Below are 13,469 nucleotides of genomic sequence, written 5' to 3'. Positions count from 1 at the left end.
ATTAATTTTATCGGTTTTATAGACTAACTATATTTGTAATCCGCCAACCGCATTAACTGAAAGTATAGATACTAGTAATGCTAAAACGGCATATGTTTCAACCATCGCTGGGAATATCATAGCTTTACCAAATTGGTCAGGCTGTTTTGCTACTAACATGATAGATGCTATTGAACATTCACCCTGATATTTACCTGACATAAGCCCTACAAATGCTATTGGTAAACAAGCAGCAAGATATAACGCACCCTTAGCAACAGATATGTTAGGGTCTCCGCCTAGGATACCTATCTGAGTTAGTGTGATAAATGCAACAAGTAGACCATATATACCCTGTGTACCTGGAAGTAACTGTAGCACTAAAACTTTACCAAACATGGTTTGGTCTTGAGCTACAACGCCTGCTGCCGCCTGACCTGCCTTACCAACACCAATTGATGAACCTATACCTGCAAATAACGCTGCAAATGCAGCACCAAATAATGCTAAAACAACACCCAAATTTTCCATATCTTACCTCTCCTTAAATTTGTAATATTTAGTATTCATTTTTAGAGGGGAGAATTTTCTGCCTCCGCCATCATAAAACTTGCCAAATAACTCTACATATTGTAGACGGTTTGTATGAACATACGCTCCTAATGCGTTTATAGCAAAATTAGCCAAATGTCCGAATATCATTATCGCAATGAAAACTATAGCACCAATAAAGCCGCCTATGCCTGTCGCAACCATAGAACCCATCATATTTATAACAGATGCTATAACTCCAGTAGCTAGACCTAATGCCAATAGTCTTGAGTAAGAAAGTACATCACTTAAATAGCTTGAAATGCCATACAACGCATATAAGCCCTGCCCAATTTTAGCACCTATATTTGGTGATGAACCATTGGTAAGGACGATTGATATAGCTGATGCTATTGCTAGGTATTTACCAAAAGTCAATATCCCAGCAGGCATTGACGGTGTGTAACCGAAAATATTTCCTAACATCTCAGTAGAAAGTAATACTATAAGCGAACCTATAAGTATTCCAAACCATGAAATTACATCAGCAAATAAAGCTTTGTAGTCTTTTTGCTGTACTAATTGGATACCTTTTATAAATAAGCCTGTGAACAGATGTACTACACCTATTATCAGTGCAAATGTCAAAAGTCTCATCGGCTGACTTACCGGGTCAAACCACATCGGTCCAAATTTAAAATCTGAGCCAAAGAAGGTTTTTGATACTACGCCTATCAGGTCGCCAAAGAATGAACCGAACATTATACCCCAAAAAATGGTGAATACTCCGCAAAACCAGTACATAGCAAGCATATTTTTCATGCGTGTCTCTAGCTTGTCTTTATATGCAACCAAGCCTATAGACGTTGCTAAAAACATCAGCAAGCCATAACCTGCATCAGATAACATCATGCCAAACATGAAATAATAAAATATAGATATTATCCCTGTAGGGTCTATATCTGTTGCACCCGGCAAGCTATAAGCCTCTACCACGCCTTCCAGCGGTGCTGAATAACCGTTGTTTTTTAGTAATACCGGTACTTCCTCGTCATTAGGGTCGGTATCTTGTAGCTCAACATATGCGTTGAAATTTTGCTCAACTAAATTTTTTAATTCTTCTGATTTAACCTTTGGCACATATCCGGCTAATACGAAAGCCTCTTTAGAGACATATAAGTTGGATAGCTCGTCCACTTGGTCATTTCTCATTTTTTCATAATCATTTAATAGTCTTAATCTGTCTATTTCTGATGATTTAGAAATTATCTGAGAGTTTATAATGTCATCGTTTTGCTGTTTTAATTGCTGTATGCTTGCTAGAGAATTCTCGATTAATTTGGAGGAGGTCACGTCCTCTGTAAATATTACTCTGACAAAGCCGGACGCCCTTAAAGCCGATAAAAACTTTTCCTCATCTTGTTTTAAACAGGTAGCTGTAATGTAAGTAAGTACATCTAAGCTGGATACTACTGTGGTTTCAAAGTAGATTGTTTCATTTTCTTCGTCTAATTTAGCTTGTATAATCTTATCTACTTCTTGCTTAGTTTTTTGTCCTTGTATGTTTGCCAAGTAAAAAGATGTGGTCTGTGTGCCTGAAAAATCTAGTGGCACATTTAATTTTTCCCAAGGCTTAACAGCTTCTACTTTCGCATACAGTTGAGAGATTTTGTTGATATTTTCTTTTACTTTTTTTTCTGCCTCAATTAGCTCGACGGCTAATGACAAATCCTGCTGCAAATTTTCTTTTTCGTAATTTTCATAGCTCTGCTTTGTCATGGTTTGCCTGCCGACAAGAACAAATGGCTCTGATATGGTAGCATGACTTTTTAATATTTCTAGGGCGTCATTGCTGATATCAAGGTCTTTTTTTATGCTCTCTTTTTCTTGAAGTATCTCAGATGATAGTTTTTTACTTTTTTCGTCTTCTTGAGAGTCAAGCTGTTTTATGTCCATTACTTCAAGCCTTTGCAAAGTTTCAATTATTTTCTTTTGATCTTGTTTCATACCTGCTATATTGACGCTTTGCATTTTTAATTTAGCCAAATATCATACACCTCCTTGCACATGATTTTTCTGTTTAACTGATTAGTGACATTACTAAGGTGATAGCTGAGTTTTTGTCGTCGGATACCTTTTGCTTTAGGTTGTTTATTTCTGATTGTGATTCTGCTAGGTACTGCTCTAAGACAGCCTTATTTTTTTGACTGGTGGATTCGTCCAATCTTTCTTTTAAGGTTTTCTTTTCAGCTTCGAATTGTAGCCTATTTTTTTCAGCAATATCCTCAGCATCTGCTATGGTATGCTCCTTATTTTTTTTAGCCTCCTCTTCAAAATCTTTCGCTTCCCGTTCTGCCTGCACTATCTTGTCAATCATTTCATTTTCCATACACTTTAACCTCCTAACAGGGCTGTATCTTATGTGATACGAAAAATTAATATATTATTAAGATTATAACACATATTTACTAGGATTTAAACTAATTCTAACAAATTTTAAATGTATTTCTTAGAATTCTTTCATACCCCCGCTTTCATTATTATATTACTTTTCATTTGAAATGGTTCTATTTTTTATTAAAAATTTATTTTTTGATTTTAAAGGTGTTTTATAAATGAAATTTTATAAAATTAATCCATCACTATTTAATAACGATTTTTATGGAATTTTTGTATATAATATGTCATAATATGTTTAGATAAATTCTAGTAAAGCTATCAAAATTTAGTTACATACTTATATATTTTTTAGGGGGAATAATGTATTATTTTATCAATGATTACAATGAAATTATGCACGAAAAAATTTTAGACGCTATTACAAAAAATAACATGGTGCAGACAAAAGGCTATGGTGATGATAAATTTTGCGATGAGGCAAAGGAACTGATAAAAAAGAGTTTTTACTGCCCAAATTCTGATGTATATTTTTTCATGGCAGGCACTCAAACAAATTTGACTATAATAGACGCAATGTTAACTAGGAGTTTTGAGGCTGTAATAGCTGTTGATACCGCTCATATAAACGTGCACGAAGGTGGAGCAATAGAGGCGTCCGGTCATAAAATAATGAATTGCCCAAATGAAAACGGCAAGCTCAACCCAAAATATATAGAAAAAATTATGGAAGTAAATTTAAAAGACGACCACATGAGCCTGCCAAAAGCTGTGTATATATCCAACTCAACTGAGCTTGGCTCAATATACAAGCTGGACGAACTAAAGGCTATATGGGAAATGTGCAAGAAATACGATTTGTATTTATTTTTAGATGGTGCAAGGCTAGGCTCTGCCCTTTGCTCTGACAAAAATGACATAAAAAAAGAAGTGCTAGCCAAATACACTGACGTATTTTACATCGGTGGCACAAAAAATGGTGCTCCTATGGGTGAGGCAGTAGTCATAAATAATGACGCTCTAAAAAAAGAATTTACCCGTCAAATGAAATGTCGTGGCTCAATATCTGCTAAATCAAAGATAATTGGCATAAGCTTTGCAGAGCTGTTCAGAGATAATTTATATTTTGAGTTGGCAAAATATGCTAACGATTTAGCAATAAAAATCTATGACAAATTAAAATCTAAATACAAATTTTACAGCGAGGTGGAAAGCAACCAAATATTTATGCAAATATCTAATGCACAAATAGAAAAGCTAAAACAAAGTTTTGCTGTGGAAGTGCCTTATGTGTTAGACGAAAAAACATCCGTTATAAGAATAGTTACCTCTTGGGCAACGGACGCTAAAAAAGTTGATGAATTGATAGAATTATTATTAAATATGTAATTCAAATTTAGAAACCTAAATTTTTTACCTTAGGAGAATTCCATGATATAAAAAAAGAAATCCCAAACGAAGAAACCCTAGAGGCAATGAGAGAAACAGAAGATATAATAGCACCCCCTGAAAAATATAAAAGCTATAATAGTTTCCAAGAGTGAGTTGACGATATAGAAAAAGAGCTGGAAGAAGATGAATAGACAGATAGAAAATAAATCAAAATATACATTGTGCCAAGACAATAAATTTATAAAAGATTTTAAAAGTGATTTATTTTGATAACTAATATATTTTAAAAACCTCCTTATGCAATAAAAGTGCTGGGAGGTTTTTTGTTTGAATTAAAAATTTTAAAATTTCTATTGACATCAAAGTCTATTTTGTATATATTGTGTATAGTATATATATACATTTTATTAGGTGATACTATGAAAATTATTTTAACAAATACTGATAAGACATCTATTTATGAGCAGATTGCCACTCAGATAAAAGATGCAATCATATCAGGAGAATTGCCAGCAGGTTATATGCTCCCATCAATCAGGACGCTTGCAAAAGATTTGGGAGTCTCAGTCATCACTACCAAAAGAGCCTATGAAGAGCTTGAAAATGAAAATTTTATCGAAAGCTTTCAAGGTAGAGGCTCATTCGTAAGTGCTCAAGACACCAACCTTATGAGAGAAAAAAGAATAAGCGTTGTTGAACAAAAATTTTCAGACGCACTAAATGACGCAAAGGCAATCGGAATGTCAAAAAAAGAAATTAAAAACATGATAAATTTGCTAATGGAAGAATAAATTAATTTTTCCCTAGGAGGAAATATGGATAAGACATTGGAGCTAATTAATGTCAAAAAAAGCTATGAAAAATTTGATTTGGACGTGTCATTTGATATAGAGCCCGGATATATAATGGGTTTTATCGGTCCAAATGGTGCAGGCAAAACTACAACCATCAAATTGATAATGAACTTGGCAAAAAAGAATTCCGGTAAAATAAATATTTTTGGTAAGGATAATGTCGACTTTGAGGAAGAAGTCAAGCAAGACATAGGCTTTGTCTATGATGAGCCTGTATTTTACGATAGACTTCCAATCAAAAAAATGACTAAAATTTACAAACCCTTTTATAAAAATTGGGACGAAGAAAAGTATCAAAAATTTTTGCAAATATTTGAATTAGACGAAGAAAAAAAGATAAGCACCTTATCAAAAGGCACAAAAATGAAATATGCCCTAGCTCTTGCTCTAGCTCATAATCCAAAGTTAGTAATAATGGATGAGCCAACCGCCGGGCTTGACCCAGTAATTAGAAGAGAAATCCTCCAAATACTGCAAGAAATTGTGGCAAAATATGAGACTACTATATTTTTTTCCACACATCTTACCTCTGATTTGGATAAAATCGCTGACTATATCACCTTTATAAATGATGGTAGCATTGTCTTTTCCAAAGAAAAAGATATGATTTTAGACGAATACCATCTTGTAAAAGGTGGAAATGACTATCTTAATGACGAAGTGATAAAAAGCTTTATCGGCTACAAAAAAACGGATTTCGGATTTGAGGCTCTAAGTAAAAATACCGGCTATGGCAAAAGTGTAATAATTGAACGACCAACCCTAGAGGATATAATGTACTATCATAATAAAAAAGCCTTAATGGGAGGAGAATTGTTATGATACCTTTAATTAGAAAAAATCTGATTTTATCCTCAGATTTATCTACAATATTATCTCTTTTATCATTGCTAATATTTTTCTATTTTATTATAGATAATTCATTGGCAATCATGCCTGACATTGCAACCTTCATAATATTGCAGGCTTTCTTACATTCCGATGTGGACACACAAAATAATAAAAACAGCACTTTTTACAATTTGCCTATCAGTAGAGACACCTTTGTAAATGCACAAATGATATATGATTTAATCTCCATAGGCATTTCAATTGTAACCGGTTTGGTATTTGCACTAGGTATGAGCTTTGTTGGATATGACTACAAATTATACTATCTTCTTGTACCTATATTTTTCAACTTCCTTTTTGCAGGTATTTTTAATTTCGCCTGCACCTTTAGTCCAAAAACCGCCTCAATAATAACAACCTTAGCCTTCGTTATAATGATACAGGCTGTTTTTAATAAATTTTTAAGACCTGAAGAGGGCTTTAATTTAAACGTAAGTATTTTTGGTATTTTAGCAATCTTACTTTTTATTTTATCAAAATTTATCATGATAGATTTATTGAATTCTAAGGAGTTTTGATATGTTTACCATAAAAAAGAACCTTGAGCTTAGAAAAATTGACGAAATTATTTTTACGATTGTACTTTTATTATTTTGTTTTGTATCTGTTGATGCTCACGAATTTTTATTTACAGTGTCTTGTGCTTTTATGGTAAGCTATATTTTTTCAAGATTTAAGCTACACTTATATTACAACACACAAGAAAATATACTGCTCTCGTCTTTAGGAATGTCTAGAAAAAAAATAATAGACGACCGATATACCGCCTATCTTAGCTATGCTATTTTTATTACATTTACAGCATTTTTAGGTAATTTATTTTTTAGCAAGGTTTCAAATTATTCCTTTGAATTTTCACTATTTAATTATTCCTTTGTATTTTTTGTCAGTAGCACGATGTTTGCCATAAATTTGGTGCTGGAGATGTTTGACCAAAAGTGTTCCAGTTATATAAGCCTAGCCATATACTTAGCCATTTTTACAGCACCTGCTATATTGAATAAACTTAATATCGGCAGATATGTAATCGATTTTATTAGATTTTTATCAAAAAATGCAGGTGCAGGATTAACTTTACTTGCTTTATCATTGATAATATATTTTATTTCTTATATGACTTCACGCATAATATTTGAAAGAAAAGATTTTTAAAAAAAGAGTATCAAAGAAAGCTTGTCTTTGATACTCTTTTTTATACTAAAAGCTAATAAAATCCTTTAAAATGTTAAATCTTCAAAAGTTATAGGCGAACAGCTAGCCCCTGCTATTATTACAAAATAGATTAGACGTATTTTACAATATTATAGCAAAGACCTACTTCATCAAAGGTTTTTGTACCATCTTTATAGCCATAGCCCATTTTTTCATAAAAATCGACTGCTGTAATTGAAGATGTTCCTGTAATTTTTTTAGAGTTTAAAGCGTATTCATCTTTTTCTAATACACAAAGTATATTTTTCCCAATGCCTCTGCCTTGGTATTCAGGGTCAATAAACAGCTTGTGTAACTCGCTTACTTCAGTATTTTGTGTATTAAGACCAATCCCTGCGCAACCTACTATCTTACCATCTTCTACTGCCACATAAAAATGCGTGTCCCTATCACATTCCAAAACTTTTTCCACTGTCATGTTTTCACAATACTCTTGCATGTATTCTCTGCCATAATCCACTGCATTTGTAATCAGTAATGTTTTCATAATCAAGTCTGATACCGCTTTGGCATCTTCCTTTTTAAAGCGCCTAATACTAAGCATTTCCCCTCCGTTCATATGAAAATATATTTTTATTTCTTATATGGTACTATATTTTCTTATGTAAGCCAGTATGAATAAACTTAGCAGCTAATGCGGGCGAACAAAGTTCGCCCCTACTTTTTATCTGTGCTAATACTAAACTACTTTGAAAATTGTAGCATACATATTAAAAAGAAATTTATGCTACTTCCTTATGCAAAAAATTTTATAATGAAAAATAATACTACATTTTCTTATGTAAGTTAGTATTATTTTTAAAATATTTTATTTAATTTGCTATTTCATAAACAGCTTTTATAAAATTATCCGCATCGTCTAAGGTATTAAAGTACGATAACGATGCTCTTACCGCTCCTCTATCAATAGTACCTAGATACTTATGTCCGTATGGATTGCAGTGCAGTCCACTTCTGACTGCTATATCGTATTTTTCATTTAAAATTGCTGCTACCTCTGAGCAGTCCTTATTTGCAATATTAAATAAAACTATCCCCGCAAGTGAGGTATTTTTTGGAGTGTATAATTTTACATTTTCAATTTTAGCAAATTCTTCTAAAATATATTTAGTCAAATTATTTTCTCTATTTTCGATTTTTTCTATAGTGGTCTCATTTATAAAGTCTATGCCCTCTTTTACACTTTTTATCCCGACAAAGTTCACTGTACCTGACTCTATCATATCAGGCATAAGGGTTGGCTGAATTGTTTCGTTTGAAAAGCTTCCAGTACCGCCTCTAAACATCGGCTCTTTGTTGGCGTTTTTTGAATAGTAGATAAAGCCTGTACCGCTCAGTCCAAACAAGCTTTTATGCCCGGGTGCACATAGTAAATCTATGTGCATTTTTTGCACATCAATTTGTTTTTTGCCTATGCTTTGGGCAGCATCCACTAAAAAAAGTATCCCTTTTTCACTTGCTAATTTGCCAATGGACTGTATATCGTTGTATGTGCCGATTAAATTATTTGCATGATTTAGAGCTATTAGGCTTGTGTCTTTTTTTATAAACGGTAATACATCGTCTGCATTCAACACGCCATCATTTTCGGGTTCTAAATAAGTAACTGTAATGTTTCTTGTCTTTTTATAATGCTCCAGCACTCTTATAATTGAATTGTGTTCAAAAACAGAAGAAATTACATGAAAACCTTCTTTTACATTGGCAAATAACCCAAGGTTTAAAGCCTCTGTGCAATTTTTTGTAAAGGCGATATCCATTTCATCCTTTGCATTTATAAGTCCTGCTATATTTTCTCTTGCTCCATAGACCTCTTTTGCTGTAGCAACTGACATTTTGTGAGCAGCTCTGCCCGGATTTGCTCCAAGATTTTTTGCAAAATCAAAGGTGTTATTTATCACCTGCTCAGGCTTGGGAAAAGTGGTTGCCGCATTATCTAAATAAATCATAATTACTCCTGAAATCTAATAGAACTGTTTAATCAATATGAAAGGGAGAACATGGTCCGCTCCTAACGCTACATATGCTTATATTATTGGATAATTTTCACTTCCGATTATTTTTTCAACTATACTTCTTAATTCTTCATCAGAAAAATATTCTATTGTAATTTTCCCACCATTTGAGCTGCTTTGTATGTCTACCTTGGTTGCTAGATTATCTTCCAAAATATTTTTTATTTCCTCCAAATCCGCTTTGCAGTCTGAGGGTTTTTGTTTTTTTGCTGACTTTTCTGCATCTCTTACGCTAAGATTGCCAAACAGGATTTTTTCTAATAATTTTTCTCTTTTAGCCAAATTCTTTTGGGAAAGTAGTGCTTTTGCGTGTCCCTCTGTAATTTTACCATCTAGTAGATATTTTTTTGATACATCGTCAAGATTAAGCAGTCTTAGCTTATTTGCGATATAGGTTCTAGTTTTGCCAAGTAGCTTTGCCAACTGCTCTTGGGTAAAATTATTGTTCACTTTTATATCATTTATGGCAATAGCCTCTTCAAGGGCGGATAAGTTCTCCCTTTGGATATTTTCTATCAGAGCAACTATTTGATAATTTTCTTCTTGCTTTATAATAGCTGGAATTTTTTTCATGCCTAGCTTTTTGCAAGCTCTAAGCCTTCTTTCTCCTGCAATAAGAGCAAATGAATGCCCCGTATTTTTAACAATAACGGGGCTAAGCAGTCCATGAACAGAAATAGAGCTTGCAAGTTCGTCTATCTTTTGCTCATCAAAATATTTTCTTGGTTGGTCTTTGTCTGTAATTATTTTATCTATTTCAATTTCAACAATCTGCATAGTCTAAATTACACCTATTTCATTCTTTTTACTACTTCCTTGGCAAGCTGGATACATCTGTCAATATCCTCCTCGCCCGGAGCACACCTTACATCAATTGTCTCTTCTATAAAGTCAAATCCAGGATTATTCTTTGGCAAGTTTACTAGAGTTTTTACTCCACCACCACTCCAGCCATATGTACCAAATATACCCACGACATGATTTTTCAGCTTGTTGATTTCCAATATATGATACAGCTCTTGCATCGGAGGATATAAAGCGTTGTTGTATGAACAACTACCTAAGACTAGACCTTTATATTTCCATATTTCTGCAAGTATATGTGATGGATGTGTCTTTGACACGTCAAATACTTTTACCTCTTCAACGCCTTCTTTTGCCAATGTGTTTGCTATAGTATCAGCCATTTTTTCTGTATTGCCATACATTGAACCATAGGCTATCACTACACCATTTTTCGTCTCATGGTTAGAAAGAGATTTGTAATAATTTATTATTTTTGCCGGTTCTTTTCTCCATACAATGCCATGGTCAGGGCATATAGTTTGTATATCTAGCTTAGCAAGCTTATCTATAGCTCTTAATATTTGTGTGGAAAATTTGCCAACTATATTTGTAAAATATCTTCTTGTTTCGTATTCTGCGTCTTCCCAATCTTGTTCATCATCAAATATACTTCCGTCCAGTGCGCCAAATCCGCCAAAGGCATCTTGAGAAAATAAAGTCTTAGTATTGTTGTGATAGGTCACCATAGACTCAGGCCAGTGAACCATAGGAGTAGTGTAAAATGTAAATTCATTGTCTCCTAGAGTTAGTGTCTGCCCATCCTTTACTTCTACGAATACATCAGTTGTATCTATTTTGTAAAAAGCCTCCAAAAATTCTTTTGTTTTAGCATTACCGATAAGTTTCATTTCAGGAAACTGTTTCATAAGTAATGTAACAGAGCTAGAATGGTCAGGCTCCATGTGATTTACCACTAGATAGTCAACTTTACCGTCACCTAATGTAGCTTTTATATTCGCTAGATATCCTGAGAAAAAATTTCCATGTGCAGGGTCAAGTATTACATTTTTTTCTCCTGTAACTAGGTAAGAGTTATAGCTGACACCTTTTTCAAGAGGCCACATATTTTCAAATAGACTAGTCTTTCTATCGTTGACACCAATGTAGTGTACGTTATCTTTTACTATTATTTTAGTGAACATTTAATCCTCCTATAAAAATAATTAAAATTTACTTGGACGGTTCAAAGCTGTCATATTATTTTGCTACAGTTTTTTCAGCAAATTCCTTTTTTCGTCTGTTTTGCTACCATTTTCATTCTTTTCTTTAGCTGAGAAATAAACTCCTTTTCATCAACTATTTTTCTCATATAAACTGCATCACCAAATCTTTTTTTCTTTAAAACCACTTGCACTCCGTCTTTACCAATCCTTCTCACATCTTTCATATCTGAGAAAAATGTAAATTTACCACCGAAGGATACCCCATTTTCGTAAAAATAAATATCCCTTATAGTTATAAACGCCATCATTGCTATAAAAAGTGCAAATAAAACAAAGGTAAATGTCGTGCTAAAGCTCTTTTTACTCTGCATAAAAAATATTACCATGTAAAACACGCCTATGAATATCATTACCTTTCCGAAAGTCTTACTTGATGAATTGTGCTTGTATACCTTAATTAATTTACCGCCCTTAGATTTTTCCCTATATAAATGAAATAGCACATAGCCTCCATATGCTAAGAAAAAAATCAGCATAACTGCATTTTCTTTTATTGCGTCTAATAATATAGTATTATTCAATTTAGTCCTCCTTAAAATTTCATTAAAATAGTATAACATATTTTTATAATAATTTCATTATAATAAATTATTTTATTGAAATTATAAGCAATTAAACAAAACAAACAATTTACAAAAAATTAACAGTTTAATCGTTTTCTTTGTTTTTATCTTTTTTTAATGTATAATGTTTTATATTTGTAAACCTTATAAAAAATTTTACCTTATCAATATAAGGCGACAGAGGTGTATATAATGCGATTAAATAAAAAAGGATATGCAGCTATAACAATAATAATACTTGGTATAATTACCGCATTGGTAATAATGTTTGTCAAAATAAGTACAGGCTCAAGCAATTCCCTGCCTACCACTAGCCATGACGCCCCACATAAAACGGATTTGTTCAGCTATAAAAATCCATACATCGGCGACAGCTCAAACGACGGTAACCTAGTAAATTCCTTGACATTTCCAAACGGACTTAAATACGCCGGTATAGAGCTTAAAACCGCAGAAAACGACATAAAAACTATGAAAATAATCTTCAACAAAGTGGATAATGTAAACCCGCAGGAATTTGATTACAAAAGAAGCTTCAGCTATAACGCAATGATAATATTCTCACTAATAGAAAACTGCGAACAGGTTACCTATGCCGTAAATGAAAACGGACAAACAAATGAATTGTCCTCAAGACAAAGACCATGGGCGATAGAAATCGCCAAAGGTAACCCATACAAAATAGCAGATACAAAAGAACACTTCCAAGAGTACTTAGACACAATTAAAAAAATAGACTTCGGAAAATTTAAAGTCTACACATCAAATTTGGAGCAGAGCATAGCAGACGCACTTTTAACAGAAAACGAAGGTCAGTTTTACCAAGGTGAGCTTGCCGCACAAGGACATATCACATTATTAACACAAGAAGACAGTCCATATACAATCGCCTCAGTTTATGCAAAATATGTGCAAATGCAATTCCAAAACGGAATATTTGAGCTATGTGCCACATCCAGTATGCCATATAAGCTAACTTTTTCTAAAGACAAGTATGGTAACTATACACTAACTAAAAGCGAAAAACCACAAGACGGTGCTTTATATGTGCAAGACCTATACAAATTATTCCCTGAAGAAATAGTAAATAAAATCCAGCTCATACCTAATAATACAGATACAGTGCAAAACATAGATAACCAAATAATCCAATATTCCAAAGGCTACCTTGACAGCATCAGCAGGAGCGATGCAAAAATCTCCCTTTCCTATCAAGAAAAAGCCTATCCGCCACTATCAGAGGAAAACGCCATGGAATTTGACGCCCTATATAGAGCCTACACCGACTACCCGTATTTTGTAGGTACTTTAGAAAAATTAGAGGATAATATAAGATTTATCTATGAAACAAAATACCAAAAACAAGACACCTCAGATACATTCGGCTTTACAAAAACCAGATATGACACAAATGAAGTAATAGAAAACGTAAAAGTAAAACTGGATAACGGAAATCTAAGCGTAATTGAAGGAGAGCTAAGAAAATCCTACGACGAAATAAAAGCCCAACCTCAAGAACAGCCTCCAGCTCCCGACAACCCTCAAACTGATAAATAATCTTAGAAA

General features: G+C 33.3%; 14 protein-coding genes. 6 read left to right on the top strand and 8 right to left on the bottom strand.

The genetic code is table 11. From position 1 onward, the window contains the following. Positions 1 to 27: 27 nt before the first annotated feature. From BBG48_RS04390 to BBG48_RS04380, 3 genes are read right to left on the bottom strand one after another with little or no spacing between them, the layout of a single operon-like run. Positions 28 to 510 carry a V-type ATP synthase subunit K gene (locus tag BBG48_RS04390; protein WP_068912268.1) on the bottom strand — a complete coding sequence of 161 codons (483 nt, stop codon included), beginning with the start codon at positions 508 to 510 and terminating at the stop codon, positions 28 to 30. 3 nt (positions 511 to 513) lie between these two features. Continuing rightward, positions 514 to 2,556 carry a V-type ATP synthase subunit I gene (locus BBG48_RS04385; RefSeq protein ID WP_068912270.1) on the bottom strand — a complete coding sequence of 681 codons (2,043 nt, stop codon included), beginning with the start codon at positions 2,554 to 2,556 and terminating at the stop codon, positions 514 to 516. 34 nt (positions 2,557 to 2,590) lie between these two features. Continuing rightward, entirely contained in the window at positions 2,591 to 2,899 is a 309-nt protein-coding gene (locus BBG48_RS04380; protein ID WP_068912271.1) for a hypothetical protein, read from the bottom strand. Between the two features lie 371 nt (positions 2,900 to 3,270). Between BBG48_RS04380 and BBG48_RS04375 the strand changes: the two genes are divergently transcribed. The 5 genes from BBG48_RS04375 (at position 3,271) to BBG48_RS04355 (ending at position 7,196) form a co-directional block, all read left to right on the top strand. Continuing rightward, a complete protein-coding gene (locus BBG48_RS04375) occupies positions 3,271 to 4,296 on the top strand; it encodes a threonine aldolase family protein (protein ID WP_068912273.1) in 1,026 nt (341 codons plus the stop codon). A 422-nt stretch (positions 4,297 to 4,718) separates the two neighbouring features. Continuing rightward, positions 4,719 to 5,090, top strand: coding sequence for a GntR family transcriptional regulator (locus tag BBG48_RS04370; RefSeq protein WP_068912819.1), 372 nt, complete (start codon positions 4,719 to 4,721; stop codon positions 5,088 to 5,090). A 24-nt stretch (positions 5,091 to 5,114) separates the two neighbouring features. Then, positions 5,115 to 5,975 (top strand): ABC transporter ATP-binding protein, encoded by an 861-nt coding sequence (locus tag BBG48_RS04365; protein WP_068912275.1) that lies wholly within the window; start codon positions 5,115 to 5,117, stop codon positions 5,973 to 5,975. After that, the gene (locus BBG48_RS04360) at positions 5,972 to 6,562 is read left to right on the top strand and encodes an ABC-2 transporter permease (protein WP_068912276.1); all 591 of its coding nucleotides are present in this window, start codon (positions 5,972 to 5,974) and stop codon (positions 6,560 to 6,562) included. Before BBG48_RS04365 ends, BBG48_RS04360 begins: the two co-directional genes overlap by 4 nt. 1 nt (position 6,563) lies before the next feature. After that, positions 6,564 to 7,196 (top strand): ABC-2 transporter permease, encoded by a 633-nt coding sequence (locus BBG48_RS04355; RefSeq protein WP_068912278.1) that lies wholly within the window; start codon positions 6,564 to 6,566, stop codon positions 7,194 to 7,196. 130 nt (positions 7,197 to 7,326) lie between these two features. On the opposite strand, the gene BBG48_RS04350 is transcribed toward BBG48_RS04355, so the two are convergent. The 5 genes from BBG48_RS04350 to BBG48_RS04330 all read right to left on the bottom strand — a co-directional run bounded on the left by BBG48_RS04350 (position 7,327) and on the right by BBG48_RS04330 (position 11,861). Next, the gene (locus BBG48_RS04350) at positions 7,327 to 7,800 is read right to left on the bottom strand and encodes a GNAT family N-acetyltransferase (RefSeq protein ID WP_158527900.1); all 474 of its coding nucleotides are present in this window, start codon (positions 7,798 to 7,800) and stop codon (positions 7,327 to 7,329) included. A 268-nt stretch (positions 7,801 to 8,068) separates the two neighbouring features. Then, positions 8,069 to 9,205 (bottom strand): aminotransferase class V-fold PLP-dependent enzyme, encoded by a 1,137-nt coding sequence (locus BBG48_RS04345; protein ID WP_068912282.1) that lies wholly within the window; start codon positions 9,203 to 9,205, stop codon positions 8,069 to 8,071. A gap of 78 nt (positions 9,206 to 9,283) precedes the next feature. Then, positions 9,284 to 10,048, bottom strand: a complete 765-nt coding sequence (locus BBG48_RS04340) for a ParB/RepB/Spo0J family partition protein (protein ID WP_068912284.1) — start codon at positions 10,046 to 10,048, stop codon at positions 9,284 to 9,286. A gap of 14 nt (positions 10,049 to 10,062) precedes the next feature. Further along, complete coding sequence (locus BBG48_RS04335) at positions 10,063 to 11,259, bottom strand: FprA family A-type flavoprotein (RefSeq protein WP_068912285.1); 1,197 nt, start codon at positions 11,257 to 11,259, stop codon at positions 10,063 to 10,065. 74 nt (positions 11,260 to 11,333) lie between these two features. Next, the gene (locus BBG48_RS04330) at positions 11,334 to 11,861 is read right to left on the bottom strand and encodes a hypothetical protein (RefSeq protein ID WP_068912287.1); all 528 of its coding nucleotides are present in this window, start codon (positions 11,859 to 11,861) and stop codon (positions 11,334 to 11,336) included. A gap of 234 nt (positions 11,862 to 12,095) precedes the next feature. Here BBG48_RS04330 and BBG48_RS04325 point away from each other — a divergent pair, with 234 nt between their 5' ends. Further along, positions 12,096 to 13,460 (top strand): DUF4825 domain-containing protein, encoded by a 1,365-nt coding sequence (locus tag BBG48_RS04325; protein WP_068912288.1) that lies wholly within the window; start codon positions 12,096 to 12,098, stop codon positions 13,458 to 13,460. Positions 13,461 to 13,469 lie beyond the last annotated feature (9 nt).

It is taken from the genome of Criibacterium bergeronii (assembly GCF_001693775.2).
Lineage (GTDB): Bacteria > Bacillota > Clostridia > Peptostreptococcales > Filifactoraceae > Peptoanaerobacter > Peptoanaerobacter bergeronii.
This window is presented reverse-complemented; position numbering and strand designations above follow the sequence as displayed.

Coding starts and splice junctions, on each gene's coding strand:
- BBG48_RS04390 (WP_068912268.1), bottom strand. CDS start 510: ATGGAAAATTTGGGTGTTGTTTTAGCATTATTTGGTGCTGCATTTGCA.
- BBG48_RS04380 (WP_068912271.1), bottom strand. CDS start 2,899: ATGGAAAATGAAATGATTGACAAGATAGTGCAGGCAGAACGGGAAGCG.
- BBG48_RS04375 (WP_068912273.1), top strand. CDS start 3,271: ATGTATTATTTTATCAATGATTACAATGAAATTATGCACGAAAAAATT.
- BBG48_RS04370 (WP_068912819.1), top strand. CDS start 4,719: ATGAAAATTATTTTAACAAATACTGATAAGACATCTATTTATGAGCAG.
- BBG48_RS04365 (WP_068912275.1), top strand. CDS start 5,115: ATGGATAAGACATTGGAGCTAATTAATGTCAAAAAAAGCTATGAAAAA.
- BBG48_RS04360 (WP_068912276.1), top strand. CDS start 5,972: ATGATACCTTTAATTAGAAAAAATCTGATTTTATCCTCAGATTTATCT.
- BBG48_RS04355 (WP_068912278.1), top strand. CDS start 6,564: ATGTTTACCATAAAAAAGAACCTTGAGCTTAGAAAAATTGACGAAATT.
- BBG48_RS04350 (WP_158527900.1), bottom strand. CDS start 7,800: ATGCTTAGTATTAGGCGCTTTAAAAAGGAAGATGCCAAAGCGGTATCA.
- BBG48_RS04345 (WP_068912282.1), bottom strand. CDS start 9,205: ATGATTTATTTAGATAATGCGGCAACCACTTTTCCCAAGCCTGAGCAG.
- BBG48_RS04340 (WP_068912284.1), bottom strand. CDS start 10,048: ATGCAGATTGTTGAAATTGAAATAGATAAAATAATTACAGACAAAGAC.
- BBG48_RS04335 (WP_068912285.1), bottom strand. CDS start 11,259: ATGTTCACTAAAATAATAGTAAAAGATAACGTACACTACATTGGTGTC.
- BBG48_RS04325 (WP_068912288.1), top strand. CDS start 12,096: ATGCGATTAAATAAAAAAGGATATGCAGCTATAACAATAATAATACTT.